This is a genomic window from Oscillatoria nigro-viridis PCC 7112 (assembly GCF_000317475.1).
Lineage (GTDB): Bacteria > Cyanobacteriota > Cyanobacteriia > Cyanobacteriales > Microcoleaceae > Microcoleus > Microcoleus nigroviridis.
In genome coordinates this window covers 1,051,959-1,077,758 of the sequence record NC_019729.1, presented here as the reverse complement: position 1 = coordinate 1,077,758, position 25,800 = coordinate 1,051,959, and the positions used below count along the sequence as shown (strand labels likewise).

Annotated in this window: 15 protein-coding genes and 3 pseudogenes; 7 read left to right on the top strand and 11 right to left on the bottom strand. The window is 44.8% G+C overall.

The features are described 5' to 3' along the window. Positions 1-93 precede the first annotated feature (93 nt). A complete protein-coding gene (gene treZ / locus OSC7112_RS04715; protein WP_015174825.1) occupies positions 94-1,917 on the bottom strand; it encodes a malto-oligosyltrehalose trehalohydrolase in 1,824 nt (607 codons plus the stop codon). A gap of 316 nt (positions 1,918-2,233) precedes the next feature. Between treZ and OSC7112_RS04710 the strand changes: the two genes are divergently transcribed. Then, positions 2,234-4,294, top strand: a complete 2,061-nt coding sequence (locus tag OSC7112_RS04710; protein ID WP_015174824.1) for an amylo-alpha-1,6-glucosidase — start codon at positions 2,234-2,236, stop codon at positions 4,292-4,294. A 208-nt stretch (positions 4,295-4,502) separates the two neighbouring features. After that, positions 4,503-5,543 (top strand): glucokinase, encoded by a 1,041-nt coding sequence (locus OSC7112_RS04705; protein ID WP_015174823.1) that lies wholly within the window; start codon positions 4,503-4,505, stop codon positions 5,541-5,543. A 380-nt stretch (positions 5,544-5,923) separates the two neighbouring features. Here OSC7112_RS04705 and OSC7112_RS04700 read toward each other — a convergent pair. Then, positions 5,924-6,343, bottom strand: a pseudogene (locus OSC7112_RS04700) (REP-associated tyrosine transposase); the annotation flags it as partial. Between the two features lie 107 nt (positions 6,344-6,450). Between OSC7112_RS04700 and OSC7112_RS36880 the strand changes: the two are divergent. Next, positions 6,451-7,321, top strand: a pseudogene (locus OSC7112_RS36880) (IS630 family transposase). Positions 7,322-7,610: 289 nt separating this feature from the next. Here the strand turns inward: OSC7112_RS36880 and OSC7112_RS04685 are convergent. From OSC7112_RS04685 to OSC7112_RS04660, 6 genes are all read right to left on the bottom strand, one after another. Next, positions 7,611-8,060 (bottom strand): EVE domain-containing protein, encoded by a 450-nt coding sequence (locus OSC7112_RS04685; RefSeq protein ID WP_015174821.1) that lies wholly within the window; start codon positions 8,058-8,060, stop codon positions 7,611-7,613. After that, positions 8,057-8,548, bottom strand: coding sequence for an SRPBCC family protein (locus OSC7112_RS04680; protein WP_015174820.1), 492 nt, complete (start codon positions 8,546-8,548; stop codon positions 8,057-8,059). The genes OSC7112_RS04685 and OSC7112_RS04680 overlap by 4 nt, the downstream gene beginning before the upstream one ends. A gap of 59 nt (positions 8,549-8,607) precedes the next feature. Further along, positions 8,608-10,968: an FHA domain-containing protein gene (locus OSC7112_RS04675; RefSeq protein WP_015174819.1), complete on the bottom strand. Its 2,361-nt coding sequence runs from the start codon at positions 10,966-10,968 to the stop codon at positions 8,608-8,610. A 75-nt stretch (positions 10,969-11,043) separates the two neighbouring features. Next, positions 11,044-12,930, bottom strand: a complete 1,887-nt coding sequence (locus tag OSC7112_RS04670; RefSeq protein WP_015174818.1) for an ABC-ATPase domain-containing protein — start codon at positions 12,928-12,930, stop codon at positions 11,044-11,046. A 171-nt stretch (positions 12,931-13,101) separates the two neighbouring features. Beyond that, on the bottom strand, positions 13,102-14,139 hold the full coding sequence (locus OSC7112_RS04665; RefSeq protein WP_015174816.1) for a M20/M25/M40 family metallo-hydrolase: 1,038 nt from the start codon (positions 14,137-14,139) through the stop codon (positions 13,102-13,104). A gap of 352 nt (positions 14,140-14,491) precedes the next feature. Beyond that, the gene (locus OSC7112_RS04660) at positions 14,492-15,070 is read right to left on the bottom strand and encodes a hypothetical protein (protein ID WP_015174815.1); all 579 of its coding nucleotides are present in this window, start codon (positions 15,068-15,070) and stop codon (positions 14,492-14,494) included. 343 nt (positions 15,071-15,413) lie between these two features. On the opposite strand from OSC7112_RS04660, the gene OSC7112_RS04655 reads away from it, so the two are divergent. From OSC7112_RS04655 to glgA, 3 genes and pseudogenes are all read left to right on the top strand, one after another. Beyond that, a complete protein-coding gene (locus OSC7112_RS04655) occupies positions 15,414-18,761 on the top strand; it encodes a bifunctional diguanylate cyclase/phosphodiesterase (RefSeq protein WP_015174814.1) in 3,348 nt (1,115 codons plus the stop codon). Between the two features lie 227 nt (positions 18,762-18,988). Continuing rightward, positions 18,989-19,711 (top strand): annotated as a pseudogene (locus OSC7112_RS36870) (IS1 family transposase). Between the two features lie 529 nt (positions 19,712-20,240). Next, positions 20,241-21,716: a glycogen synthase GlgA gene (gene glgA / locus OSC7112_RS04645; RefSeq protein ID WP_015174813.1), complete on the top strand. Its 1,476-nt coding sequence runs from the start codon at positions 20,241-20,243 to the stop codon at positions 21,714-21,716. Between the two features lie 48 nt (positions 21,717-21,764). On the opposite strand, the gene OSC7112_RS04640 is transcribed toward glgA, so the two are convergent. Further along, positions 21,765-22,022 carry a hypothetical protein gene (locus OSC7112_RS04640; RefSeq protein WP_015174812.1) on the bottom strand — a complete coding sequence of 86 codons (258 nt, stop codon included), beginning with the start codon at positions 22,020-22,022 and terminating at the stop codon, positions 21,765-21,767. Positions 22,023-22,127: 105 nt separating this feature from the next. Between OSC7112_RS04640 and OSC7112_RS04635 the strand changes: the two genes are divergently transcribed. Further along, positions 22,128-23,177 carry a Fe(3+) ABC transporter substrate-binding protein gene (locus OSC7112_RS04635; protein ID WP_190274328.1) on the top strand — a complete coding sequence of 350 codons (1,050 nt, stop codon included), beginning with the start codon at positions 22,128-22,130 and terminating at the stop codon, positions 23,175-23,177. 59 nt (positions 23,178-23,236) lie between these two features. Here OSC7112_RS04635 and OSC7112_RS04630 read toward each other — a convergent pair whose 3' ends face one another. Both OSC7112_RS04630 and OSC7112_RS04625 read right to left on the bottom strand, forming a co-directional pair. Beyond that, entirely contained in the window at positions 23,237-23,764 is a 528-nt protein-coding gene (locus OSC7112_RS04630; protein WP_041622367.1) for a pentapeptide repeat-containing protein, read from the bottom strand. Positions 23,765-23,996: 232 nt separating this feature from the next. Continuing rightward, positions 23,997-25,703: an ABC transporter permease gene (locus tag OSC7112_RS04625; RefSeq protein WP_015174809.1), complete on the bottom strand. Its 1,707-nt coding sequence runs from the start codon at positions 25,701-25,703 to the stop codon at positions 23,997-23,999. Between the last annotated feature and the right edge of the window lie 97 nt (positions 25,704-25,800).

The window sequence follows — 25,800 nt, the reverse complement described above, 5'->3', positions numbered from 1 at the left end:
TAGCCTGAGAGCGAGACAGGTTCTGCCTCCTGTTTCTTCTTTCTAGGCTCTGCCTGGGAACGCCTGTATGTGAGGCTTTGCTTCCCGTTTTAATTACTGTAATTCATAGAGTGCGAAACTCTGCGGTTTAACGGTCAATTTTTGCTCGGAATTGATCTTTTCAGGCAAGCTAGAACCTGAACCCATCCATTTTTCATCAGCAGAGTCTAAAATTTTGTGACCGTTGCCTTGGGGAAGTGCAGCCGTAAAAGCTACCTCTTGCCTGTTGAAGTTTAGAATGCAGAATATCTGGCTGTCATCTGTCCACCGACGTAGAAATAAGATTTTTTCGGCTTCAATGCTGGACACTTCAAGACTGTTTTTGTCGAGTTTTTTAAGGGCTGGTATTGTCCGCCGCAGTTGAATCAGATGTTGATGCCATTCCCAAAGGATTTTGTGTTTGCCTTCCGTTTGTTTTTCCCAGTTTAACTTGCACTTATCAAAAGTCTCAGGACTCTGGGGGTCGTGAAACTCGCCTCGCCCTTCAAAGATTTTAAATTCTTGTTGTTTGTCTTTGCGGATAGCTTCAATTAAGTTTTCGTCCGAGTGGGAAACGAAGTAAAAAAACGGTGCTTCTTCTCCGTATTCTTCTCCCATAAAAAAGAAGGGAATGTAGGGAGAAATTAAGACAGTGCCTGCTGCAAGTTTCAATCCTTCAAAGTCAACTATTTTCGAGAGTCGGTCTCCCAAAATCCGGTTGCCGATTTGATCGTGAGTTTGGGAAAATACCAGAAATTTATGACCGGGTTCATCCTTAACGGAATTGCCGTGCTTCCGCTTTCTGTGGGGGGCGTACTGGCCCGAGTAAACAAAGCTTTCTTTGAAGGCTTTTTCTAAGTGTTCGCACTTGCCGAAATCTTGGTAGTATCGGTCGTCTTCTCCGGTGAGCAAGGCGTGCAGTGCGTGGTGGAAATCATCGCACCATTGGGCATCCAGTCCGAAGCCACCGAGTTCTTTGGGACGTACAGTGCGGACATCATTTAAGTCACTTTCGGCTATTAAGTAAAGTTGCCGTCCTAGTTCTTGGGAAATATCGGCTGTGGCATCGGATAGTTCTTGTAAAAAAGGTCTTGCACCTACTTCAAATATTGCTTGAATGGCATCTAATCTCAGGGCATCGATGTGATAGTCTCGAAACCAGTAGAGGGCGTTTTCAATAAAGTAGTTGCGTACCCCGTCGCTGTAGGCGTCGTCGAAGTTGAGGGGATCTCCCCAAATCGAGCCGTATTTTGATGTAAAGTAGGGGCCGAAGTCCCTGAGATAGTTTCCTTCGGGGCCGAGGTGGTTGTAAACTACATCGAGAATTACTGAAATGCCGTGTTCGTGGCAGGCGTTAACGAGTGTTTTGAAGCCTTCGGGACCGCCGTAGGAGTTTTGAACTGCGTAGGGATATACGCCGTCATATCCCCAGTTTCGGTCGCCGGGGAATTGGGCTACTGGCATGATTTCGATGGCGTTGATTCCCAATTCTTTAAGTTGTTTTAGCTGGGGAATTATTGCTTCAAATGTTCCGGCTTGGGTGAAGGTGCCGACGTGCAGTTCGTAAATAATCATTTCGGCTAGCGGCACGCCTTGCCAACTTGTGTCAGTCCAAGTAAAGTTATTTGCATCTATTACTTGCGACGGAGCGTGTACGCCTTGGGGTTGATATTTTGAGGCTGGGTCTGGTCGGTCGGTTTTTCCTTCGATTTGGTAAGTGTAAAGGGTTCCTGGTTCGATGTCTGTAGCTGTGGTTTGCCAATAACCTTCTGCCGATTGTTGCAGGGGTATCAGGCGTTTGTTTGGGGAAACAATTTGGACTGCGATTTGTTTGAGGGTGGGCGCCCAAACGGTAAATTCACATTGGTTATTGCCGAGGTAATTTGCTCCTATCTTCACTTTTAGTTGTTCTCCTTATAAAATAGTTTGGTAGTTCGATCGCCCGACGCGCTATCAAATGCTTGCCCTTAATGTTCAGCGCCTGTTTAGACGGTAATATTACTCAATATAACAAACAACTAACTTTAGACAGAGGCATCAAAGGCTAAAATTGTGTAACGGGCAAAATTAGCGCTTGGTTGTGTCTAAATTAGAGCAGGAATCGGCACGGGAGCGATCGCCAAATTAACGGTCTGGAATCGTTAATATTTCAGGTTGATATCATGTGGAAAATCTACCTAAAGGTAGGTCAAAAATCAGCGCGAGTGTGGATTTTATGGTTATGGCTTTTGGACGGGAAATCTGCTGCAATCTCGACTCGGCGGAGTCTCGCGAGTGGTTGGTCACCAACGGGATCGGCGGTTACGCTAGCGGGACGATCGCAAATCTCCTCACCCGCCGCTATCACGGCTTGCTGGTAGCCGCCCTCAAACCCCCGCTGGGACGCACTTTGATGCTCGCCAAGCTGGACGAGACGGCGGTGTATCGCGATCGCCCCTATCCGCTTTATACAAACCGCTGGGCCGACGCGACGATGGAACCCCACGGCTACAAATACGTCGAAAGCTTTCACCTAGAAGGCACGACGCCTGTTTGGAGGTTTGCTCTCGCCGACGCTATCCTGGAAAAGCGGATTTGGATGCAGCAAGGTGCTAACACAACATATATTCAATACCGCACCCGCCGCGCCTCACAACCGATCGCCCTCGCTGTCAAAGCCCTAGTCAACTACCGCGACTACCACCACACGACGAGGGCCGGTGACTGGCAGATGAGCCTAGAAACCTTGGAAAGCGGGGTTTGCGTGACGGCATTTCCCTCCTCTGCACCCCTGTACCTGCTGACGGATGCCGAACCAGAGGCACAATTTCGCGTCTCTACGCCGTTATACAATTGGTACTACGGATTTGACTTGGCAGCAGAAAAGCGGCGCGGATTGGACTGCTGCGAGGATCACTTGCACGCGGCGACTTTTCACATGACGATCGCACCGGGAAGTTCTCTCACATTGATAGCCAGCACCGAGAAAAATCTCGAAATCAACGGCGGTAAAGCTTTAGAAGGGCGCCGCACTTATGACCGACAACTGCTGCAAAACTGGTCAAAAGTCAGCGAATCTCCCGACTGGATCGATCGCTTAGTGCTCGCCGCCGACCAATTTATCGTCAGCCGCCCGCTACCGCAGGAACCCGAGGGCAAAACGATTATCGCCGGATATCCCTGGTTCAGCGACTGGGGCCGCGACACGACGATCGCCCTGCCAGGTCTCACAATCTGTACCGGGCGATGGGAAATTGCGCGATCGATTTTGCGGACATTTGCGCGGTATGTCGATCTGGGAATGCTGCCGAACCGCTTCCCGGATGCGGGCGACGCACCGGAATACAACACCGCAGACGCGACGCTGTGGTACTTTGAGGCAATTCGCGCTTATATCGATGCCACGGGGGACGATCGACTTTTGAGCGAACTCTGGCCTACTTTATGTGAGATTGTCGATCGGCACGTACAGGGAACTCGGTATAACATCCGCGTCGATCCCGATGACGGTTTAATTTACGCGGGCGAAAAGGGTGTGCAACTGACTTGGATGGACGCGAAAATCGGCGATTGGGTGGTGACGCCCCGGATTGGTAAGCCGATCGAACTCAGCGCGCTTTGGTACAACGCTATACAAGCAATGGCAAGTTTTGCTCGAAAACTGGGCAAGCCTCACAATGAATACCAGCAATTGGGCGATCGAACAGCAGCCGGATTTCCTCGCTTCTGGAACGCCTCAACCGGTTACTGTTACGACGTTCTCGACGGCCCAGACGGACACGATAGTTCCCTGCGCCCCAACCAAATATTCGCCGTATCCTTGCCCCTCGACTCGATTCCCCCTCACTGGGCCAACTCCTTGTCAGCGGGGAGGCGCCAGGAAACCCGCTATACACCGTTACTGACGCCCATCCAGCAGCGCGGCGTGGTGGACGCCTGCGCTGAAGGGCTTCTCACTTCTGTCGGCCTCCGCAGCCTCTCGCCGCAGCACCCGCAGTATCGCGGCGCATACGGAGGCGACCAATTGCAGCGCGACGGCGCCTACCACCAGGGCACAGCTTGGGGCTGGCTGATTGGCCCGTTTGTCTTGGCGCACTTGCACGTATACAAAAACCCAGCACAAGCGATCGAATTCCTCGAACCGATGGCACATCATATAAGAGCCGGCGGAGTTGGCAGTCTGGGCGAAATTTTTGAGGGCGACGCCCCCCACTCGCCGCGGGGCTGCACGGCTCAAGCTTGGACTGTGGCTGAGGTGCTGCGGGCTTGGTTGGCAATTAATACTGTGGGTGTTTAAATTAGTAGTGTTATCAATCATTTGGTAATATCGCAAATTCAAGCCATTAAGAGAATCTCTCTTTCTCTGTCTGTTCTCTTTCTCTGCGTCAAGAGTACCTCTGCGGTTCGTTAAAAAAAAGAGTTCACCAATCTGCCTATCATTGCTATAAACTAGGTGGGTTATTCGGCAACAAAATCAAGACAACTACTAATTAAATAGGAGATTTATGGCATTATTATTAGCGGGCGATATTGGCGGAACTAAGACAATTTTGCGCTTAGTAGAAAGGACTGTTAACGGTGAAATGAACCCTCTTTACGAGTTTCGCTATCCGAGCGGGGAGTTTCCCGATTTAGTACCGATGGTGCAGCAGTTTTTGACGGAAGCTGGTACTAAGTTAAATTTGACACCACAACCTGAAAAAGCTTGTTTTGCGATCGCAGGCCCGGTGGTTAACAACACTGCAAAACTGACTAATTTGCCTTGGATGCTGGATGCGAAGCGTCTGGAACAAGAATTAGGAATATCCCGCGTCAGTTTAATTAATGATTTTGTTGCGGTTGGCTACGGCGTGTGGGGTTTGGATGCTAAAGATTTGCACATTTTGCAAGTCGGAAAACCCCGCCAACACGATCCAATTGCTGTGATTGGTGCGGGGACTGGTTTGGGAAATTGTTTTGCAATTCCCGAGGCAAATGGCATCAAGGTTTTTTCTTCGGAAGGGGGACACGGTGACTTTGCTCCTCGTTCGGAGTTGGAGTTTGAATTGCTGAAATATTTGTTAGCAAAACACGACATTCAAAGAATATCGATCGAGCGTGTAGTTTCGGGACAAGGGATTGTTTCAATTTACCAGTTTTTGCGGGACAGAAAGTTTGCTCCTGAATCGCCGGAGGTAGGGGAAGTTATCAAACAATGGGAGTCAGAAATCGGTAAAAGCGAGAAGAGTGTCGATCCGGGGGCGACAATTGCACAGGCGGCACTCAAAAAGTGCGATCGGCTTTCGGAACAAACAATGCAAATGTTTGTAGAAGCTTACGGTGCAGTGGCGGGAAATCTGGCTGTGACACTGTTACCTTACGGCGGTTTGTACGTAGCTGGCGGCATCGCTGCTAAAATTTTGCCGCTGATGCTAGAAGGGGGTTTTATGCGAGCTTTTACCCACAAAGGCCGGATGGATTCGCTGTTAGAAATGATGCCTGTTCGTCTTGTTTTGAATGATAATGTAGGGTTAATTGGAGCCGCAGTTTGTGCGGCCGGTCTTTAGGAGAATTTTAAATACTTTGGGCGGGCTAGAAGCCCACCCCACAAGAATTATTGTGGCACAGGCATCTTGCCTGTGAAATCCTTGTGGCACAGGCATCTTGCCTGTGAAATCCTTGTGGCCAGGCATCTTGCCTGTGACTGAAGCTTGGGCGGGCTAGAAGCCCACCCCACAAGAATTATTGTGGCACAGGCATCTTGCCTGTGAAATCCTTGTGGCACAGGCATCTTGCCTGTGAAATCCTTGTGGCACAGGCATCTTGCCTGTGAAATCCTTGTGGCACAGGCATCTTGCCTGTGAAATCCTTGTGGCACAGGCATCTTGCCTGTGACTGAAGCTTGGGAAGGCTAGAAGAGCCCACCCCACAAGAAATTCAGCATAGGCTAAACTTCATACATTTGCCAGAAAAAAGGATATTCCTCTGGAGTCACTGACAGACCAGCTTTGACAGGATTTTGCCTAATATATTCCCAAAAAACCTGAAATTCTCGTTCATCTCTGACAATGTGGTCATGTCGCTCATCCTGCCAAACAGTACCAATATGCTTCATCACCTTGGGAATTTGTTTAGAACTGTAGCTTTTAATACTGTGCAGAATGCTGCTGAGCGACCAGAATTTATGATCCGACTTTTCTAAAGGCTGCATTAGCATATGTACATGATCGGGCATTACAACCAAGCAAAATATTTGATACCTTTGCCTATCAAAAAACTTGCAAGCATTGACGACAACTTGCCTCGCAGCCGGAGTTAATTCCAGCTTTTCCCAAGTATTAAAAGTGATGAAATAGACCGCTCCTTCTAACTCCCAATGAGGTAAATTTCTGTAAGTATAGTCATTTCAAATAAATGTGAGACAAATGCAAGATGATGTAAAATCAAGAAAAATTGTTAACTCGGAGCCGAAAAATGGCATACAGTCTAGATTTAAGAAAAAGAGTAGTGGATTATGTGGAAAATGGAGGGGGTATAACCAAAGCCGCCGCCCTGTTTAAAGTAGGAAGAGCAACAATATACAGATGGCTAGGGAGGGAAGACCTTCGAGCCACTAAGGTAGAACACCGTGAGCGAAAGATAGACTGGGAAATGCTCAGAAAAGATGTAGAAGAAAATCCCGAAGCAAGATTAATAGAAAGAGCAAGGAAATTCGGGGTGAGAGCGAGTGCCATATGCTATGCCTTAAAGAAAATGAAAATTACGATAAAAAAAAGAATTTCGTTATAGAGAAAGGAATAGAGAAGAAAGAATACAATACTACCAAACACTGAGAACTTTAATTAAAGTTCATGGGAGTAAAAGCCTTGTATTTATTGATGAGTCAGGGTTTGAAGAGTTTCATGCTTGTGTTTATGCGTGGTCAAAAAAAGGGAGAAAAGTATATGGGGAGAGACAAGGAAAACGCGGAAAAAGAGAAAATTTAGTAGCAGGAAGAAGAAAAGGCAACAAGGACTTGATTGCACCTATGGTCTTTACAGGGAGCTTGAATGCAGAAAGTTTTGAAGGGTGGTTAGCTTTATATTTATTGCCATCTTTAACAATACCATCAATATTAATCATGGATAATGCACCGATTCATCGTAAGACAGCAATTAGGCTCCTGGTGGAGGAAGCAGGCCATCAGATACTTTTTTTACCAAAATACTCTCCTGACTTAAATGATATTGAGCATGATTTTAGTGCATTAAAGAGAGCTAAAATGTATGCGTCTCCTGGCACATCTCTTGATGAAGTTATTCGTGCTTATTGTGCAGAAAGAGTGTCTCATACTTATTTGAAATGACTATAACTTTTAATTGAGCATCTCTGACTTTAAGTTGCAGACTAGAAGCCTGTCCCACCAAAAGCTGATATTGACCTGTGGGGTGGGCATCTTCCCCGCCCAAATCCTGATTGCTGGCTTCACTCAAATTTCCGCGAATCATATGACTAAGCACAACCGCAACTTAATCTAAAATAGCCTTCATCAGGCAAGATGCCAATACCCTTACAGCTCATTTTCCTAAAGTCTTTAAATTTTTGTGGGGTGGGCATCTTGCCCGCCCCAAATATGCAGGTTAAATTGCCACAGTTTATCTCATCTTCAAAATCTTCTGGGCTGCACTTTCAGACACCGGCATCACCGATAACCGATTGCCTTTCCTCACCACCAAAATCTCATCAGCACTAAACTTTTGTTTCAGTTCATCCAAAGATATTAACTTAGCAAACTCCTCAACAAACTCAACTTTCACAGTTTGCCAGCGAGGCGCATCAAACTGCGATTTAGCATCATAATATTCGCTATTAACATCGAACTGAGTTGGGTCAGCAATTCCAGTTTCAACGACGCGCACTAACCCGACAATACCCGGAAATTTAGTATTAGAATGGTAAAAAAATACTAAATCTCCCCGACTCATTTCTCGCATAAAATTGCGCGCTTGATAGTTGCGAACGCCATCCCAAATCGAAGTGCGATCGCCCTTCAAATCCGCAAGACTGTAAACATCTGGTTCCGACTTCATTAGCCAATAATTCATACAATCAATTCGCTTGGGTTAGCCAAATATTCTTGAATATTATCTAAACACTGCTGCATAGCTTTTTGCATAAAAACCTGAACTAGCAACAACCCAAGCGGATAGAATACCGGAGAAGTCAGCATAAAATAAAACTCCCAATCAATCCGAGTTCCCTTTGCTGTAGGAGTGAAATTCCAATCTCCGCCACCAGACTCAATGAGTAGAGAAATCGGAAACTTAAACCCTCTAACCAGTCGGTAGGTTTGTCTTTCTGGCTTTTTGAAAGTAATGATTTCTTCATCAATAACCGAAGCGTCGGAATTTTCTATCCGCCGCACGCCGCCTTCACGCATCTCTCCACCATCTGCCATCTCAGCTTTAATAATTGCTGGAATTGGGCCATATCCGCGAAAGACTTTGGGCAGATTTGACAGGGACGTAACAAAATCAAAGACTACTTCAGGCGATGCAGCAATTTCTACTACTGCGTTGGTTTTAACTAACACTTATCTCTCCTACGATCTGATTTTATAATGAACTATGAGTGAAAAAGGCGTAATTTTAATTATAAAATATCCTTCCGCTTCTGCAACCACAGAGTCAACATCAAATAAACGAAAATATGCACGAACAAAATACCCCAGTTCAAACCCAAATTCTCCCATGTTGGATCGTAAACAGGAGTAGGCTCAAACGGCAGAGGAAGCGTACTCCCGTCCGGTAATGCAGTAGGCGCGGGAACCATCCCATTCACATTAACTAAAGACCCGTAAGCACCCACAGACCAGCGGCTTAACATCAGCCAAGAAAACTTGCTCGCCGCACCTTCCATCTTAAACAAAACTCCCGAAAAAATAATCTGAGGCAGCAATAATAGAGGCAAAGCGCTGTTAGCTTGAGAGCCATTTTTAACAATTGCGGAAACGAGTAATCCGAGACTTATGCAGCTCATCAAAGTTAGGAATGTGGTAATACTTGCTCCCACAGGCCAGGAAATAAAACTCGGTTCTGGGGATTTAAACGCACTCAGAATAACTCCTACCATTAACAGCGTTTGCAATACTGCCAAACCAGAAAGTATGAAAAACTTTGAACCCAAATAAGCAAACAATCCTAAATTAACCAAACGTTCGCGCAGATAAATAGCAGATTCTTTAACAATTTCTTGCAGAGAAGTTGCCAGTCCTACCCAAATCGCCGCACAGGTAAATACAAACAAAACTCGCAACGCCAAAGGTGCTAAAGTTGCCTCCGGTGCGCCAATTAACGGGTCTTTATCTCTGACGGCTAGCCGCAGCAAACTAATGCCTATCGGCGCTGTCAAAAGAGCTAAACTCAAGTTAACTACGTCGCGGGAAATAAGCTGAAAATAGCGCTGGGCAAGCAAAACGAGTTGTTTTACAAAAGATTGAGATTTGGGTACAGAAGGTGCGGAAGGCGTTTTTCGATTAGCGTTGCCTGTGCTGAAGTGGTTGACAATATAGCGCTGATAGTAGGGAGATTTATTAAACTTTTCTGCCCAGCTTTGAACGTTGGTTTCTCCTGTTTCTAATTCGTTGTAAATGTCTGCAAAATCGCCCGTTTTGACATCGAAAAAATCGAGCGCTTCCGCAGGCGGGCCGAAGTAACAAAGGCGTCCGCCGCGACCCATAAAAACAATCCGATCGCACATCGTGATATTTGCCGTCGCGTGAGTCACCAGAATCACCGTCCGGCCTTGATTTGCCAACTTTCGCAGCAGTTGCATCATCTTCTTATCCAAACCCGGATCGAGTCCTGAAGTCGGTTCGTCTAAAAAGAAAAGTTTCGGGTCTGCTAACAGTTCGACTCCGATACTGACCCGTTTCCGCTGTCCGCCGCTAAGCTGTTTTACCAAAGCCTTGCGGCGGTGAGTCATTTCAATATCTTCTAAAGTTTTGGCAACTACCTGATTGACATCTGTATCGGGAGGTAAGCGCAATTTAGCTGCATAACTCAAGACTTCTTGTACTGTCAAATCTGCGTGTACAATATCATCTTGAGGCACGTAACCGATTTGATTGCGGTAAATATTGAAGTTTTGGCGCAGGTTGTCACCGTTGAGAAACACAGCGCCGTTAGTAGTTTTTTCGATGCCTAAAAGCGTCCGCATTAAAGTAGATTTACCCGCACCGCTACCGCCGACTAAAGCCACAAACTGCCCCGGTTCGATCGCCAAAGTGATGTTATCCAAACGCTTCGGAATCACCAGACTGTCAGCATCCAAACGAATTTGATGGCCGGAGTCTTGCATCTGCAACTCACCGCTGCGGTAAGTTAGAGTAAACGGGCCGATCCGAATTGCATCTCCCTCGGACAACTGTACAGAATTTGTCACTCGCTGACCGTTAACAAAAACCCCGTTAACGCTGTAGTCTCGCAAAATATAATTACCGCGACTGTCTTGGTCGATTGTGGCGTGGCGTCTAGAAACAAGCGGCGCATCTAATTGCAGCGAAGCGTTTGGATCGCGGCCCAACAAAACCGACCGATTCTTAAGAAGAATTGACTGCTTGCTAGGGACAGCAACCTGATTCGCTAGCGGATTAAAATAAGTCAGCAAAACTTGATTTTGAGGATCGAGACCGATTTTAATTTCTGTACCGTCTTTCAGACAATAACCGTCATTGGGAGTGATGCGAGTGCGATCGACAAATAAGCCATTAGTGCTCGGCCGCTGCCCGTCACCGTCGTAAATCCAGTAATTATCCCCAATTTGGCGCAAAACAGCGTGAATATTGGAAACTGCCCGCCAAGCTTCGGGAATGACTAAATCAGCACGAGTGCGATCGCGCCCCAATACGTGCTGCTGCTGTTTTAACTCTAACTGTAAAACCTCCCCTTGATTGCTTAATACTATATACGGTCGATCGCTTAAAGCAGTCAGTTGTCCTATATTGCCTGTCATACTTCAATCGCGGTTTTTGCACTCACTTTTGTCAGCATATCAAAAGTAGGACAACAATACTTATATTAAGCAAGTCTACTTAGCAACAACCGACAAACTGCGAAGCCGATTAATTGCCGCCGCCAATTCTAACCCTCGAAACATGGCAAAATCCCCTTCAGGAAAAGGCGATAAAATATCCATCCCCCGCGCGTCAATATCTGCCATCACCAAATCTATGATTTCCGACAAAGTGCGTTTCCCGTCCATGTATTGCTGCTTAGCATAAACCATTGCCGCAGCGATCGCCCTTAACTGTCCGCTGTCCACAATTTGCTCAACTGCACCCAAATCAATCTCCTCTGTTCCGAAAGCCAATTCATCAACATCCCGCACCTTCACCCGCACATTTCGCCGTCCCCGACTCGGATCTAAACTAGCAGGAACCGGCACTCTTTGAGTAATCTTACCAAAATTTTCTCCCCCTTCAGCAGCGCGGCTAATCGAGTAATTCTTAGCAATTTCTTTAGCTTTTTTCGTCACATTATATGCTTGAAAATTATCCAGTGCAATCACAGTATCTGCCACATCAAAATAATCGCCGCTTCCGCCCATTACTAAAATAGTCGATACGCCATAATCCGCATACAATTGTCTCACTTTATCAATAAACGGCGTAATCGGTTCCTTATCCTTAGCGATGAGTTCCTGCATTCGGCGATCGCGAATCATGAAATTCGTCGCCGCCGTATCCTCATCCACCAATAAAACAGGCATTCTTTCCACTTCCAAAGCCTCAATAATATTAGCAGCTTGCGATGTACTGCCGCTCGCATTTTCAGTATAAAATTGTGCAGTATCTCTACCTTGCGGCAAGTGGTTAATAAAAGGCGAAATATCAACCCCCGCCACACTTCTGCCATCTTCCGCCCTAATTTTAACCGCCGCCGGATTAGTAACCACAAATTCCCGACCGTCTCCCGGAATTCGGTTGTAGACTCCCAACTCGATCGCCCTGAGTAAAGTTGATTTGCCGTGATAGCCGCCCCCAACAATCAAAGTAATGCCAGCGGGAATACCCATACCGGAAATCCTACCGCGATTCGGACAATTAAACTCAACTTTTAACGACGGCGGCGACTGAAAAGCCACAGCATTATTTAACAAAGGACTGTTGTCAACACCAGTGCGGCGGGGCAAAATAGAACCGTCAGCAACAAACGCAACTAATCCGTTTTCAGCTAACTGCTGCCGCAGCCAGTCAGCATCTTCTACAGTTTCAACGTGACGGCGACATTCCGCAGCATTTAAGTTAGCATACTCCAGAGATTGACTGACAATTTGCGGGATATCTTCGCACAGCATTTCAGCAGCTTGTCGCCCTAAGATACTGCGCCCTCCCGCTGGAAGTCCGACGATAAATCGCAGTTCTACCCCCCCTAATTCCCCCCCTTGGTAAGGGGGGGATATAGAGATTTTCTCCCCTCCTTGGTAAGGGGGGAATATAGAGATTTTCTCCCCCCCTTGGTAAGGGGGGGATATAGAGATTTTCTCCCCTCCTTGGTAAGGGGGGGATATAGAGATTTTCTCCCCCCCTTGGTAAGGGGGGGTTGGGGGGGTAATAAATGCGGAAGTTCGCTCTAAAACTTCTTGTCCCAAGCGAGTCACTGCAATCAAACCGCTTTTTCCTGTGCCGCGTTTGCTGCTGATGCTGTGTGCGGCTTTGTCAAACTGGCGAGTTAGGTAATCTCGCAAGGCTATTTCTCGACTGCGAGAGTTGAAAAGTTCGCGGGGAATTTGAGCTATGTTTGGCGGAACTCTGACTCTAAATTTACTGGGAGAAGCAAACGGATCTCCCTGCACGTAATCAATAATTAATCTGAATTCTGAAAAGTCGTAGTTACCTTGAATGTCTTTGTAGGCTTTGTAGCCTCGATTATCTAGTTGCAGTAAATGCCGTCGCAGGCTTTCTTTGTTAGTCATTAGTTATTAGTTATTAGTCATTAGTCATTAGTCATTAGTCATTAGTTATTAGTTATTAGTTATTAGTTGGCAGTTGGCAGTAGTCAGTAGTCAGTTGGCAGTTGGCAGTATCAATTGCGCGATGCCCCATCCCCAATTCCCAATACCCCATGTTCAATTCCCAATTTCCCATTATTGAATTTCCAATAATTTAGCCACGGCATTAACAACAATTTGAGCAGAACCGGCGAAAAAAGGTCGATCGATAGTTGCTAATGTATCGCTAGATTGGTGATAGTGGGGCGATCGCAAATTTGCAGTATCCGTCACCAACACAGCACCAATTCCTTTATACCAAAAAGGGGCGTGGTCGCTCCGCAAAACATCGGGAGTCAGCAACCCTTTCAGGGGAACCGGCAGCGCCACCACCGCAGGTAAATCGGCTTTTCCCGACTCCGCAAAACTTTTCAACAGCAGCGGATGTTCCGCATCGCCAATCACAGCGATAAACTCGCCTTTATCCGGAGATTTTACCCCCGATGCTTCTAGAAAAGGTTGCGCTGTCAATCCTTCGGGATATTGCTGGCATCCGGGCGTGCGGCAGGCATAACCTACCATATCCAGGACGATCGCACCCTGCAAATTTTTTAACCGCGCGTCGCTACCGGTGAATGCTAAACTGCCTAAAAGTCCGATTTCTTCCCTGTCGAAAAAAGCTACTTGCAGTGTCCGAGGTGTGGCACTAGAACCCAGCAATCTTGCTACTTCTAAAACTACCGCAACTCCCGTCGCATTGTCGTCAGCCCCGGGCGAGTTGGGTACAGTATCGTAGTGGGCTGCCACTAAAATTGCACCGGCGTTTGAGTCAGTACCTTTTCTCTCAGCGAAGACGTTGATTCCTCGATCGAACTGCTGCAACTCTGCGGAAAATCCTAATGTTTGCAGTTGTTTGGAAATGTAGTCTCTAGTAAAAGAGCGAGATCGTTCTCCCTCGCGTTCTCCTGCTAAAGTCTCGACGTGTTTCCACAACCGGGACGGGTCAATTTCGGGCAGATAAACTGCATTTTTTTCAGCAGGAAGCGGTAAGGGAGAAGGGTTTTCGGAAGTGTGGATATTGCGATCGATCCAAACTTCTGGTACAGCCGACAACCGCTGCCACGAGTCAGAACCCCAGCCGACAGCCACCACCGCAACCAGAATAAATAGCGCTATCCAAATCAATTGTTTCATCAGTAAGTCTATTTGAGATTTTAGACAGGGCTTACGCACTCCTCACTCTCATCAACCGGGTTTTTTAGCGGAAGCGAGGGCTGCAACAAAGTCTTTTCGTACAAACCGGTTGATGCGTCCAGAACTGTTATATTTTAGATTTTAGGTAGACACCAGAGTTAAAAATAAACCTGTTTCAAAAAATGAAACTCAAAAATCTTAAAATTAGCTGCGCCAGAGGCAGTTTTGTATTTTTTATCTGGAAAAGCAGGTAAAAGCCTTGAAATGTTGCCGTCGAATCTCTCTTGCTTATTGGATCGTTCGACGGCGACATTCAAATCACTAATTTACCTTAAAAATTAACAAGCAAAAACTACTTTTTTTCCCACTCAATCTCCTTATTCTCCAATATCAACCCGCTGCTGCTGGGGACAGCGTAAGGAATAGTTGTTGCCGAAAATTTGACTATTTGAGTTGGTTGTTGAAACCACTCGGAATAACTCGGATTTAGTTGGTCGTACAGTGCTTTTAAAGCTTGGATTTCTACCTCTAGCTGCGCTGCTGCTTGATTGATTCGGCGAGCTTGTGCTTGCAAGCGCTTTTCCCCGGTTTGAACTTTGTTTTCTACTTCTTGCCAGTGCTCTCCGGCCAGCAATTTTTCTAGTTCACCTTGTTTGTAATTGAGTAAAGCCTGTTTTGGCTGCAGTTGCTTTTCAATATTTTTAGTCTCTCGGTCAATTTCCTGGATTTGCTGCAACCACTGCTCCCCAAAAGCAGCAGTTTGCTGGTGGAACTCGGCAATGGCTTCAGGAGTATTATTTTTGGGAAAACTGACTGCCACTCGGCACTCAGAGCGCTGTAGGCCAAGTTTGTCCCGCGACTCTTGCAGGGCGGTAACTTCTGCTTGCAGCGCGCGGACTTCTTTTTGGAGTTCTGGGATGGTCTGACTCATGGGTTCAATTAGTGGACCTCTGCATCGATTTTAAGCTAATTGTTTATTTTTATAACAAATCCCGGTCGCCTCCTTGCGGGAATTATCTAATTTTAGCGCGCTTCCACCCGGTGTCTAGGCAGAATGGCGGATAATTTGTGGCACAATGGCTGATGACACATTTTAAATTAAGATTTAAATTGTAATTAGTTAGAAAGCTAAGTTATTAGCTTGGTCAAATTTAATTGACAAATCCACATAAATTAATGGTGGCTGGGTTTTCCAATGGCTGAGAGATTTATGCTATAGCTTTTTAAATTTATGGTTTCTCAAAACATTTATTTAAAATTAGGAAATAGAGCAAATGCAAATTATTTTTAAATTCATGTTGGGATATTTCGCGGTTGCTATTTTTGGTGTGGAATGTGGCATTAATCCAAAAATATTACCGACAAGTCTAGGAGAGGGGCATGGCACTCGCCCTGTAGAAGGGATTTTGATTGGGTCTCAGAAACATAGCTATTTGCGATCGGCATCTCGCCCCCTTACTTCTGCAAGCGCCACATTATTTTTGGATAAATTATCCCGAATTCAACCAGTAAAATTTCCGATTTCTAATTATATACAATCTCAGGAAAATCCTAAAAAAGAACCTACTATTAGGTTGAAAATAATCTGTTTTTATCTGGTTTTTATTTATTTATTAATCTCATTATTGAGCGGGGCGAAGACAGTAAATAGCTTATCCAAAATGATGAGGTTAATCAAGCCCAAGTCTGAAACAGACAATGACAACCTACCAAAAGGAGAAAAAATGTTGTACCCAAAAAAAGAACAGGATATCTGGCATACTATTGCCCAAATGACCCAAGATTGGCAGCAAACTGCCGAATATGCCCTGGATATTTGCGAGGAAATGAACGTCTCGATAATTGCGACCACCCCGGGCGGTCATATCCTGTCGTTAAACCAAGCTACCTGTCAACTTTTGGGATACTCTAAACAAGAGTTGTTAGGCAAACCAATAGCCGGACTTTTTAAGAAAAGTGAATCAACAGCCCCGGAGTTAGAGTTAGCAAGTTTAACAGCAGAAGGTGCTGTCCGCAACGTCGAAAAAGTCTACCTTTCTAAACACCGAAAAAAAATAATTGTACAGCTTTCTATTTCAATTATTCGCGACGGTCAAGGCAAGGTCAGAGGCAAGTTATACATAGCACAAGATATTACTGATAGCAAGCGGGCTGAAAGAAATTTGCGGCGCAGTGAAAAAAAGTTTCGCCAACTGATAGAAACTGTTAATGCTGTGGCGTTTATTTATCACCGCAGACAGTTGCGCTATGCCAATGCTCAGACAGAAGCTCTGACAGGATATACTCGCGAAGAATTACTAGCATTGGATTTATACGACTTAATTCATCGAGATTTTATAGAAATAGTTAAAAAATGGGGTAAATCCAGCCACGCCCGCTCAACTGCAGGGTCAAAATATGAATTAATAATAGTCACGAAAACAGGAGAAATGCGCTGGATTGAAGCAACGGTAGATATTATAAAATTTGAAAAAAAAGCCTCAATTTTAATCACAGCGTTTGACATCAGCGATCGCAAATTAGCAGAGTTAGAAATAGAAACATCTCTTTCGTTGCTTCAAGCAACCATTGAATCTACTGCTGACGGTATTCTGGCGGTTGACAGTGCAGGAAAAGTTGTCAGCTTTAACCGTAAATTTGCCGAAATGTGGCAGTTGCCGGATTTGCAGGTTGATTCGAGAGATAACAACCAAATTTTGGGGTTTGGAATCAACCAGTTAAAATACCCGGAAATATTTCTCAACCGCACTAAAGAATTGTCCGATCGCCCCACAGCAGAAAGTTACGATATCATCGAGTTTACAGATGGCAGAATCTTCGAGCGCTACTCGCTGCCCCAGCGCACGGGAGGCAAAATTACTGGTCGAGTATTCAGCTTTCGGGATGTAACGAAACGGGTGCAATCTGAAGAAAAACTACGCAAAAGCGAAGAACGCTTTCACCTGCTGACGCGGGCGACAAATGATGCAGTATGGGATTTTGATTTGTTAAAAAATGAGTATTGGTTGAGCGAAGAATTTGAAAAAGTTTTTGGATACAAACTCAACGAAACTCAGACGATAGAATTAGAATCTTGGTGGCTAAATATTCATCCCGAAGAACGGGAAAGAGTGATGTTAAGCTTCAACAAAACAATGAACTCAGACGCTGAATGTTGGTCTGAAGAATACAGCTTTCACCGTGCAGACGGGGGATATGTTTTTGTGCTCGATCGCGGCTACATCATCCGCAATGAAAGTGGCAAAGCAGTAAGGGCGATCGGTACGATGATGGATATCACTCAGCGCAAGCAAGCTGAAGAAATTATTCGCTATCAAGCTGTTTATGACCAACTCACCGGTTTACCAAACCGGATACTTTTTAACGAGCGGCTGCTGGCGTCCTTAAAACAAGCTCAAAAAAACCAAAAAATGCTAGCTGTGATGTTTTTAGACTTGGACAGGTTCAAAAAGATTAATGATACACTAGGTCACGCTGCGGGCGATCGCCTGTTAGAAGGTTTTGCCGCACGCATCAGCGACACTTTGCGATCGACTGACACGGTTGCCCGCTGGGGAGGCGACGAATTTACCATACTGCTTCCGGATATCAATTGCTTAGAAGATGCAGTTAAAACAGCTCAAAGAATACTCAACAATTTAAAGCCAGCATTTAAACTAGAAGGACAACCGTTTCATGTTAGCAGCAGCATCGGCATTGCCCTTTATCCAGATGATGGTGAAGATGCCGAAAATTTAGTAAAAAATGCCGATACTGCCTTGTACCGCGCTAAAGAAATGGGAAGAAATAACTATCAGTTATATACTTCAACAATTAATCCCCAAGGCAGCCGGTTACTCACTATAGAACACAGGCTGCACGAGGCTTTAGAACAGGGAGAATTTGAGGTTTTCTACCAGCCAAAAGTCAACCTGACTACTTGGAAAATTCAGGGTATGGAAGCCCTGCTGCGCTGGCAACATCCACAATTAGGTTTAGTTACTCCCGCTACATTTATTCCGATCGCCGAAGAGAACGGACTAATTGTAGCTATTGGGGAATGGGTGCTGCAAACAGCCTGCACTCAAAATAAAGCTTGGCAGGATGCTTTGCAGCCAGATTTGCGGGTAGCAGTCAACGTTTCGGCTCGGCAGTTCCAGCAATTTAATTTATTAGAAATGGTAGCGAACTGCTTGGAAAAAAGCGGTTTAGCACCCAAGTATTTAGAGTTAGAAATTACCGAGACTACAGCCATGCAAGATGTGGATTATACCACAAAAGTTCTCACGGAGTTGCAGAATATGGGAGTGCAAATTGCCCTGGACGATTTCGGCACGGGTTATTGTTCTCTAAATTATCTCAAAAAGTTTCCCTTGAATATCTTAAAAATAGATAAATCCTTTGTCAGCGGAATGACGACCGATCCGTGCGAACGAGCGATCGCCAAGGCTGTAGCGACGCTGGGGCGAGATTTGAACTTGAGCGTGGTAGCCGAAGGAGTAGAAACTAAAGAGCAGTTGGAGTGTTTGCGATCGCTCCACTGTCAAGAAATTCAGGGTCACTATTTCAGCCCTGCCCTCTCGGCTGGTGAGGCTAGCAAACTTTTAGTAAATTCTATGTTGAGGAAAGTGCAAATTGCTTAATTAGTCATTAGTTATTAGTTATTAGTTATTAGGGTAGTAATAAATATGTAGTTAAATTCAATTACAGTAATTGAATCCATAGGTGAATTTTATAACTCACACTATCAAATTTTATAATTTTAATATTTCTTTACGCGCTCGAATGTAGATTGACTTACAGTTATGCTATCCTAAATAAATTTTGCTAAAATCCTGGATATTTCCCAACATTAGTTTGGTCATATAATATGCTATCCTTACGACCAAATTGCTCTAATTTTGGTTCAAATCACATAGTTAAGAATGGTAGAATTCATAAGAAAAAACCCAAATACAAGTGTCTTAGTTGCGGTCGCCAACTTCTCGAAAATCTTTCCAACAAAGTAATTAGCTCACCAACAAAAGATTTAATCGATCGACTTCTGTTAGAGAAGATTTTTTTGGTTGGTATAGCTAGAACAAAGGCATATTTCTCAAAAATAGTTACAGGATTACGTAAATAATAAATATTCCTCAATCGAACGCATAGTCAAGGTTCAACCTCAAAAACAAGTCAGATTGAATGTTGAATGTGAGGAATTGCGGTTATTGGTAGATTCCAAACAAAATAAACAATGGGTGTGGCGCCGCAATGGATAGAGAGACCAGAGAGATTATGGGTTTTTATATTGGCGATCGTAGCGTATTCCCGATCGAGAAAATTATGGAATTCTCTACCTCCTGTATATCGACAAGGCGCTGTTTGCTATAAAGATTTTTGGGCTGCCTCTGCTTGTATTTTTCCAAGCAAATGCCATCAGCCAGTTGATAAAGAGAGTGGAAAAACTCATCATCTTGAAAGATTTAATAATACTTGGCGTCAACGTGTTTCTCGGAGCGGAAGAAAAAAAATAATTTATAAAAAGTTAGATAATTCTATTGGTGCTATGTGGTATTTTATCCCTCACAAAAACTATGTTATCAACCAATAAATATCTAATTACTGCATATTTATTACTACCATATTGTCGAACTCAAACAAGGTGAAACTTTGAGAGCTGATTGCGATTTGGTTAAAGGATTTACCCAGGGAATTGAAGAAAATTAGCGAAAATGATGTCATTTTGGCAAAGTCGGTGGAGAGGGTTATGTTTGGTTTTATCGGGGGAAAGGTAAATTATTAGTATGTGAAAATGATGCTATGGGCTTGGGTTGAGTTATTGACAGCGACAGGAGATGCGATCGCTCAAAAGGAATGGATTTGACAAATTAGTTTGATTTTAGCAAAATCTGGAAACACAGGCGATCGATTACACTTGGGTACATCAGGGACACGGAAGTGCCGTGTCCGTAACTGTATTTTAAGCAACAGTCCGATCGCCCAAATCCCTCTCAACATCCGCTAGCAGCCCGTATTTTCCCTGTATTCCCAATGGCCGACTTGCTTATCTGCCTAGAAATCATATACTTTGTCAAGTTAAGAAAATATTTTTTTGATTCTTCCAGGAGCGAGAAAAAAAAATGTACATAGTACAAATTGCCTCGGAGTGCGCCCCCGTTATCAAAGCAGGGGGTTTGGGCGACGTAGTTTACGGTTTGAGTCGGGAGTTGCAGAATTCCGGCCACTGCGTCGAGATTATTCTACCGAAGTACGACTGCATGAGGTACGACCACATTTGGGGACTTCACGAGGCCTACCGGGATTTGGCTGTGCCTTGGTACGGCGGCGAAATCCTCTGCGATGTCTTGTGCGGCTGGGTGCACGGGCAGTTGTGTTTTTTCATCGAACCTCGCTCTCAAGATCGCTTTTTTAATCGCGGCTGTTATTACGGGTGCGATGACGACAATATGCGGTTTGCATTTTTCAGCAAAGCCGCTTTGGAATTTTTGCTCAGAAGCAACAAGCGTCCCGATGTGATTCACTGTCACGATTGGCAAACTGGTTTAGTGCCAGTCTTGCTGTTTGAAATTTACAAATACAATTGGATGGAAAATCAGCGAGTCTGCTATACCATTCACAATTTCAAACATCAAGGCATGGGAGGTAGCGATATTTTGAATGCAACGGGTTTGAATCGAGAGGATTATTATTTTGAGTACGATCGCCTCCGAGATAACTTTAACCCTTTTGCTATCAACTTTATGAAAGGCGGCATTGTTTACTCGAACTTTGTTACCACTGTTTCGCCGCACCACGCTTGGGAAGCTCACCACGGCGAGTTTGGCTACGGTTTGGGTCACACTTTGCACTTGTATCAAGACAAGTTTCGCGGGGTGCTCAACGGCATTGATTATGATGTGTGGAATCCCGAGAGCGATCGCTATCTTCCGGCTCATTACACTCAGGATGATTTGGCAGGAAAAGCCAAAACTAAAAAAGCTTTGCGCGATCGGCTGTTACTGCGCGATGCTGACAAGCCTATTATTACCTTTATCGGTCGTTTGGACGACCAAAAAGGTGTTCATCTCGTCCACCATGCAATTTATTACTCTCTGAGTAAGGGAGCGCAATTCGTGCTTTTGGGTTCCGCGACGGAAGCGGGAATTAACGCACATTTCCAGCACGAAAGATACTTTTTAAATGATAATCCAGACTGCCATTTAGAACTAGGTTTTAATGAGGAACTGTCGCACTTAATTTACGCGGGTGGAGATATCATTGTGGTTCCCAGCAATTACGAACCCTGCGGGCTGACTCAGATGATCGGGTTGAGGTACGGCACTGTGCCTGTGGTGCGGGGAGTTGGCGGTTTGGTGAATACAGTGTTCGATCGAGATTACGACACCCGCCACCTGCCGGAAGAACGCAACGGTTACGTATTTTACCAAACCGACTACTACGCTTTAGAGTCGGCGCTCGATCGGGCGATCGGATTGTGGTATGACTATCATGATGAATTTGAAAAACTCATGCTTCAAGGCATGAATTGTGACAATTCGTGGAAATATCCAGCTAAAGACTATGTGGAAATTTACGAGCTAATTAGACACAAATAATCAGTAGGACTAGCAGTGTGCAACTTACTAACTGTAGGGTGTGCACTGCTAGCCCGCGTCTTGGTGGCTGTTGAGCCTGGTTGCGAATTCCGGCAGTTGATAGATGGCGGTGACGCGAATCGCTTGGGAGATGGCTGTTGCTTTTTTTTTGGGAGTGCGAGATTGTTTAAGGAATCTTTTTAAATTTACCTCCTCTGCAGGCCATAACAAAGTCTGTTCGGAAAAAAACAGCCGGTTGAGCGAAGCCGAGACCGGATTTCTGACCGCGAGTGCGGCAGCCCTAAATATAGTTACGCTGTCGCTCATCAAATAAGAATCATTTGCATTAATATAGTAAAGCAATGACTATAGATGGCTGTAGATAGACCATCGTGTCAATTACCAGATGAAAAAACCTATCATTATAGAACAATGAGCATTTCTCGGCGTATTTTTCTTGCCAGCGGTACAGCAATGGCTGTCGTGGCCGTGGGGGAACTAAGCAAAAAAGCCCCTGTCGCAGCCCAAACCGGCACTCTCAACCTTTATTCAGCACGTCACTACGACACTGATAATGAGTTGTACCAAAGCTTCACCAAAAAAACTGGGCTCAAGGTTAACCTCGTTGAAGCGGATGCTGACCAACTAATTGAACGGATCAAAAGTGAAGGTGCAAATAGTCCCGCTGATGTTTTCATCACGGTGGATGGTGGGCGTTTGTGGCGGGCAAAACAAGCCGGTATTCTGCAACCTGTTTCTTCAACAGTCCTGACATCGGCAATTCCAGCAAGTTTGCGAGATCCTCAAGGTTTCTGGTTTGGTTTATCGCGCCGGGCACGGGTGATTGTTTATAACAAAAGCAAGGTGAACCCTGCCCAATTGTCAACCTATGAGGCGCTGACAGAACCTCGGTGGAAAGGCAAAATTTTAGTGCGATCGTCCACTAATATCTATAATCAGTCTCTGGTTGGGGCTATGTTAGCGGTTCATGGAGCTCAAAAAACAGAAGCTTGGGCGCGAGGATTGGTAGCTAATTTTGCGCGTCCTCCAGAGGGAAATGATACGGCGCAAATCAAAGCTGTTGCTGCTGGGGTAGGCGATATTGCCCTGGTTAATACCTATTATGTAGCTCGCTTAATGAAATCGAAAGATCCAGCAGAACAGGCGATCGCGGCGAAAGTAGGTGTATTTTTCCCCAACCAGCGCGATCGCGGTACCCACATCAACATTAGTGGTGGGGGTGTAGTCAAAACCTCCCGTAACAAAGCAGGCGCGATCAAATTCTTGGAACACTTAGCCAGTCGCGAAGCGCAACAAATTTTTGCTAGGGGTAATTACGAATACCCTGTGATTTCAGGTGTGGCGATCGATCCTGCCGTTGCCAGTTTTGGTACATTCAAATCTGACCCTCTCAACCCTGACGTGTTTGGGAAAAATAACGCCGACGCTTTAAAGATTGCCGATCGCGCAGGATGGAAATAGACGCTTTTTGAACGAGAAGCTACTCTTTGTTATTCGGCGGTTTCAACCGCCGAATCCCATCAACTTTCATTTTTAATTTTACCATCCGGCATTATAGCGCCTTTGAGGTTTGCCCCTTTCAGATTTGCCCCTGTTAAATCAGCAATATTTAAGTCAGTTTCACTTAAATCGGCATTACTAAGATTGGCATTATTCAGTTTTGCACCTCGCAAAAAAGCCCCCTTGAGATTTGCATTACTCAAATCAGCCTTTGTGAGATCGGCAGAAAATAAACCTGCTTTTTCCAGAGAAGCACCTTTTAAATTTGCACCTTTGAGATTGACGCTATCGAGTAAGGCTTCATTAAGTTTGACATTTTCGAGCACAGCACCTTCCAACTTAGCACCATTGAGATTAGCGCTTGTTAAATCCAGGTTGCTTAACTTAGCGCCAGTCAGGTCGCATTCTGGACATTGCTTAGTTTTTTGTAATGTTTCGAGGGGACCAGCCACCTGTTTTTGGCATCCAAACGTGACCAAAATAGTAAGCAGTAACAAGGAAATTGTGCCAGTAGTGCGGGTAAACATTGCTGAATTTTTATTAATCATCTTGATTTATGAAGGAAAAAGGAAGAGGGAAGAAGGGTTGATACATTCTCCTGAAACCCGCCAGGGAATAAATTCCCTGTCTAATAGCTTGCATTCGGTTGAAACCGACTGAAATCTTAGCTTTATAGTCGTCTTCAGACGACTTTCGCTATGAGACAGGGGTTTCAACCCCTGTCGGACTATAGCTTTAAAAGAATCAATCAACTCTGCAAGCAGGTAAGATATTTGGGGGTTATAGTATTGAAGACTGGCGCGATCGCGCAATTTTCCAACTTAATAAAATAACCGGTAACATCCCCACTAAAACAATTGCCAATGCTGGGCCAGAAGCTTCAGCCAATCGCTCATCAGAGGCAAGTTGATAAGTTCGCACAGCCAAGGTATCAAAGTTAAAAGGTCTAATAATTATAGTAGCAGGTAACTCTTTCATTACATCAACGAATACTAACATCATGGCAGTTAGTAAACCTCCCGTCATCATTGGTGTATGAACTGTAACTAAAGTTTGCATCGGACTGTAACCCAAACTTCTCGCCGCATCATCTAAATTAGGCTTGATTTTGCTCAAACTTGACTCTACCGCATTTAAAGAAACAGCTAGGAAGCGAACTATATAAGCAAATACCAAAGCTGCGATCGTACCGCTTAACAACAAGCCTGTAGAAATTCCCCAGTTTTCGCGCATCCAACTATCCAATAGATTGTCAATTTTTCCAATTGGAACCATAATCCCCACTGCAATCACAGAACCAGGTACAGCATAGCCCATTGCCGCAACTCTAGTTGCTAACTGCACTCCTACATTAGGATATAACCGCAAACCATAAGCCATAATCAAGGCAATAATTACGGCTAAAATTGCTGTCAGGGTGGCCAAAATTAAACTGTGACGGGCAAATATCCAAAAGCGTTCATCTAAGGTTAGTTGCCAATTAGCTAAGGTCAACTTTACTAAAAGACCCGCTGGCAATAAAAAACCAAAAAACAGCGGCAAAAAACAAGCAATTACCGCTAAAATTTCCCTAATTCCTTTAAGTTGATAAGTTTGTAGTTGGCGATAGCGGCTGCTAGCTTGATAATATTTAGTCCGACTTCGAGACCAGCGTTCTAGTAAAATCAAACCCAGAACAAATAATAATAGCATCGCAGCTAATTGATTGGCTGCAATTCGTTCTCCCATGCCAAACCAAGTCCGATAAATACCTGTGGTGAATGTATCAACTCCAAAATACTGAACAGTGCCATAATCGTTGAGAGTTTCCATCAAAGCGAGTGCTAAACCTGCTACAATTGCGGGTCTTGCCATTGGTAAAGCAACTGTAATAAAACTCCGCCAAGGACTACAGCCCAGTATTCTACTAGCTTCTAGGGTACAAGTGGATTGCTCCAAAAAGGCTACTCTTGTTAATAGGTAGACGTAGGGATATAAAACTAAGATTAGCATTAAGATTGCTCCAGGGAGCGATCGCACGTTAGGAAACCAATAGTCTCCATAACTCCAGCCAAAAATATAACGCAAAGCTGTTTGAACTGGGCCTGAAAATTCTAAAAAGTCTGTATAAGTATAAGCTAGCACATAAGCTGGGGCCGCTAAGGGTAACAGCAATGCCCATTCAAATACGCGACTGGCCCGAAAGCGACACATTGTTACTAGCCACGCACATCCTACGCCGATCGCGACAACACCAAAGCCTACACCGATCGTTAACAATAAAGAGTTGACGATATAACGGGTTAAAACTGTATCGGTTAAATGTTGCCATGTATCTTTAGCTTCCAAAAAGATACTGGATAAGACACTGATCACTGGTATGGCGATCGGCAATGCTAAAGCGATAACCGCAAGTGTCCACCCACTAGCGGATAAACCGCGTAAGGTCGATCGCCATTGGATTGTCCTGATTGCTGTTTGCTGTAGTGATTTTTGGGAATTTTTCATTGCTAGTAAAAGGTCTAGCTTGCTATTTTATCAGTAGGTGTAAACATTTGTCAAGGCTTTATGATAATAAATCTCACTAAACTGCTTTATTGTAGAA

Coding starts and splice junctions, on each gene's coding strand:
- OSC7112_RS04625 (WP_015174809.1), bottom strand. CDS start 25,703: ATGAAAAATTCCCAAAAATCACTACAGCAAACAGCAATCAGGACAATC.
- OSC7112_RS04675 (WP_015174819.1), bottom strand. CDS start 10,968: ATGACAGGCAATATAGGACAACTGACTGCTTTAAGCGATCGACCGTAT.
- OSC7112_RS04670 (WP_015174818.1), bottom strand. CDS start 12,930: ATGACTAACAAAGAAAGCCTGCGACGGCATTTACTGCAACTAGATAAT.
- OSC7112_RS04705 (WP_015174823.1), top strand. CDS start 4,503: ATGGCATTATTATTAGCGGGCGATATTGGCGGAACTAAGACAATTTTG.
- OSC7112_RS04710 (WP_015174824.1), top strand. CDS start 2,234: ATGGTTATGGCTTTTGGACGGGAAATCTGCTGCAATCTCGACTCGGCG.
- OSC7112_RS04660 (WP_015174815.1), bottom strand. CDS start 15,070: ATGAGTCAGACCATCCCAGAACTCCAAAAAGAAGTCCGCGCGCTGCAA.
- glgA (WP_015174813.1), top strand. CDS start 20,241: ATGTACATAGTACAAATTGCCTCGGAGTGCGCCCCCGTTATCAAAGCA.
- OSC7112_RS04640 (WP_015174812.1), bottom strand. CDS start 22,022: ATGAGCGACAGCGTAACTATATTTAGGGCTGCCGCACTCGCGGTCAGA.
- OSC7112_RS04685 (WP_015174821.1), bottom strand. CDS start 8,060: ATGAATTATTGGCTAATGAAGTCGGAACCAGATGTTTACAGTCTTGCG.
- OSC7112_RS04665 (WP_015174816.1), bottom strand. CDS start 14,139: ATGAAACAATTGATTTGGATAGCGCTATTTATTCTGGTTGCGGTGGTG.
- OSC7112_RS04630 (WP_041622367.1), bottom strand. CDS start 23,764: ATGATTAATAAAAATTCAGCAATGTTTACCCGCACTACTGGCACAATT.
- OSC7112_RS04655 (WP_015174814.1), top strand. CDS start 15,414: ATGCAAATTATTTTTAAATTCATGTTGGGATATTTCGCGGTTGCTATT.
- OSC7112_RS04635 (WP_190274328.1), top strand. CDS start 22,128: ATGAGCATTTCTCGGCGTATTTTTCTTGCCAGCGGTACAGCAATGGCT.